Source organism: Bacteroides sp. RTP31139st1_H2_RTP31139_211217, assembly GCF_040227615.1.
In the GTDB taxonomy this organism is placed as follows: Bacteria; Bacteroidota; Bacteroidia; order Bacteroidales; family Bacteroidaceae; genus Bacteroides; species Bacteroides uniformis.
Genome location: NZ_JBCNZM010000293.1, coordinates 1 through 2,831 on the forward strand (window position 1 = coordinate 1; position 2,831 = coordinate 2,831).

Annotated in this window: 2 protein-coding genes and 1 pseudogene; all 3 read right to left on the reverse strand. The window is 55.5% G+C overall.

The features are described from left to right. Positions 1–1,470 (reverse strand): YWFCY domain-containing protein (locus ABUA47_RS24115; RefSeq protein WP_349832213.1); only part of this gene is annotated, 1,470 nt, incomplete at its 3' end. Between the two features lie 37 nt (positions 1,471–1,507). Continuing rightward, positions 1,508–2,653 carry a conjugal transfer protein MobB gene (gene mobB / locus ABUA47_RS24120; protein WP_004295463.1) on the reverse strand — a complete coding sequence of 382 codons (1,146 nt, stop codon included), beginning with the start codon at positions 2,651–2,653 and terminating at the stop codon, positions 1,508–1,510. Further along, positions 2,647–2,831: pseudogene (locus ABUA47_RS24125) on the reverse strand (MobA protein); the annotation flags it as partial. The pseudogene ABUA47_RS24125 and the gene mobB, both read right to left, overlap by 7 nt.

The following is a 2,831-nucleotide window of genomic DNA, read 5'->3' on the forward strand; positions in this document are numbered from 1 at the left end:
CAGCAGCACGGCGACCTTGTTGCTTCTGGCCCTGGCGATCAGGTTGTCGAGTCCCTTGAAGTAGATTGTCGGCAGCTCGTCGATGATGATGCCCGATTTGAGCTGGCCTTTCTTATTTATGAGCTTGACAATCCGGGAATTATACAATCCCAAAGCCGCTCCGTAAATGTTTTGCCTGTCGGGATTGTTCCCCACGCAGAGTATCTTGGGATCGTTCGGGTTATTGATGTCGAGCGTGAAGTCATCGCCCGACATGACCCAATATAGCTGGGGCGAAATCATGCGGGAAAGCGGAATTTTGGCCGATGCTATCTGGCCCTGGAGCTGGTCTTGAGCGCCTCCGAGCCAGGCATCCATAAAGGGGCTGAGGTAGTTTTCGAGTTCCGGGTAGGATGTCAGAATCGGGAAAATATCCTCGTACCGCTTGTTCAGGAACTCGATGGCGTGCGGGAAGGTACAATACCGCCCGTTGTCGTAGATGCGCAGGAACCAGATCACGGCCGCGAAAAGGATAATGGGGCTTTCCACAAAAAAATCGCCCTGCTTCTGCACCCAGCTTCGGTTCAGGTTGAGCATGATGGTATAGGCGCTCTCGTAGGCGTCCGAAATATCGGTCATGAAGTCCGGGTGAATGGGGTTACAGCGGTGCGAGCGGCGCGGGTCGTCGAAATTTATGACGTAGAAAGTCGGGATTTTCTTGTAACCTTTCTGGTGATTCAGCAGGTGGTTGTAAGCGATTTCCGAAAGATCGGGAAACTTGTAGTCATAGATGTATTGGGTATAGCCCTTTTCGATTTGCTGTTTAATAAACTGGTTTACAACACAATAACTCTTCCCGCTGCCCGGGCTTCCCATGCAGATGCAAGCCCTTTGCGGGTTTACAACGTTGGCGAACCCGTTGTTCCACTGTTTGTTATAGTAAAATTTCGTCGGCAGATTTATGGAGTACTCGTTCTCGATCAGGCGTGTTTCCTGCTGGAATGATTCGTTCTCGTTATTGAAAGGGTCATCCATGAGATTGTTCTTCAGCAGGCGGGACATCCACACGCCGCCCATCAAGAGGCAGATATACCCGGCCGATAGGGTCAGTATGTAGAAAGCCGCGTTCGCCGCTGCCGTCAGCGGCAAGTCCAGCAGCCACCAGTTGAAGAAGAACAGCACGCCTCCCGTGGCCAGCGATGCCGTGATTTTCCGCCAGGTAATTTTCTCCTCTTTTACTCCTTTTGTCCCGAGGCATGAAAGGGCGAGGAACACTACGGCGAAAAGTTTCGTCCATAGTATATTCCGGAACAGCCCCGCGGTGCGGTCGAAGTTCAGCAGAATCCTATCGACCACGCCGATATTGATTCCCCATTCCCGTATCTGCCCGTAGCAGAACCAGTAGATGTTGATAACCACGAACAAGATACTCAATGCCCGCATGAAATCCATTGTTTTAGCAAGACCCCGAAGGTCGTCTTCCTGTTGCATAACCGTAAGATTTAATAAATGAATGATAATTGAGATGTTATACTTTCCTCCGTCGTGAGGTATTCCGCTTCCGTTGCCCGTCCCGTCCGGCAGGCGCTTGTTTCGGGGACAAGCCCCTCGTGTTTTCCCCGGGATTCCGTTTTCCGCCGAAGCGCAGCTCGAAGGCGTTGGCCGAGTATGCCTTTCCCAGCCGTGATCCGTTCACGACCGTCCGTGTTTCGTGGTCAATGAACGTCACACCCACGATGCGGCCGTTTTCGTTGCGTCGTATGTAGAGATCCACCCGGGCTCCCCGCAGGCGTTCGCGCAGTTCTTCCTCCGTGGGTTCTCCCCGAAGCGCTTTATCGACCCGGCCACGGATTTGCCTCCTCGTGTCGTCCTTCCCGAACCGTTCGGCGCTACGCTCCATGTGCCGTTCCAGCCCGTCATACCCGACCTCTTTACCGAACAGTGAGGATTTGAGCGGCGCGGCCACTGCCTTGTCCCCGTTCTCGTCCAGCAGCGTGTAGAGCAATCCCCGGTAGGGGGTTCCGTTCCGCTCTCCCCGGACTTCCTCTATACCTATATTATATAAGGACAGCAATGCCCGGAACTCGCCGAGGGTCTGGAAGCGGTATGTCGCCACGGCCGGTTTTATTACCGCTGCCACCTGGCGTTTCAGGTCGCCCCGCGTGTAATCGGCGGGGACGATCCCTTGCCCTTTCTCCCGCCTTCTCCCTTTGGCGGGATGCAGTCCGTACTCCCGTTCCAGTTCCTCGGTAACGGCCACGCTGCGTTCGTTGCGCCTGCTGTCGTTTATCTTGCGCCCGTCCTGGGCCACCTGCACCGACACGATATGGATATGCTCCCGTCCGATGTCGGTATGCTTGAATACGATATAAGGTTGTCCTCCCCAGCCCATGCGCTCCATGTAGGCCCCGGCTATCTCCGCGAGCTGCCCGTCGTCAAGGCGGTCTTCGGGAGCCGGGTTGAGCGATACGTGCACGACGGGTTTTTCCGTCCGGTAGTGCGAGGGCATCCAGCGCAGGAGGTCTTCTGCCGTCGCGGCCACGTTGAAGCGCCCATCCGCCGGCTCCCTCACTATGTGGGTCAGCAGTACTTTCCCGTCGCCCCGATCGACTTTCTCCTGGTTGTACGCCAGCGCGCCGTACACGTCTTTTCCGGTGGTGATATTGGCTACCATCGCTGTTTGAACTCTTCGGAGAGCGACACGACCTGCTGCCCGACGGCCGCCAGTTCACGTGTCGCTCTCTCCAGTTTATAGAGCAGCGCGAGTGTTTTCTTCTCGGAAAAATGCGCGTGCAGCTCCTTCACCACCTGGTTGTAATTCGGTCCCACGGCACGGAATTGGGCGTGGAAAG

Coding starts and splice junctions, on each gene's coding strand:
- mobB (WP_004295463.1), bottom strand. CDS start 2,653: ATGGTAGCCAATATCACCACCGGAAAAGACGTGTACGGCGCGCTGGCG.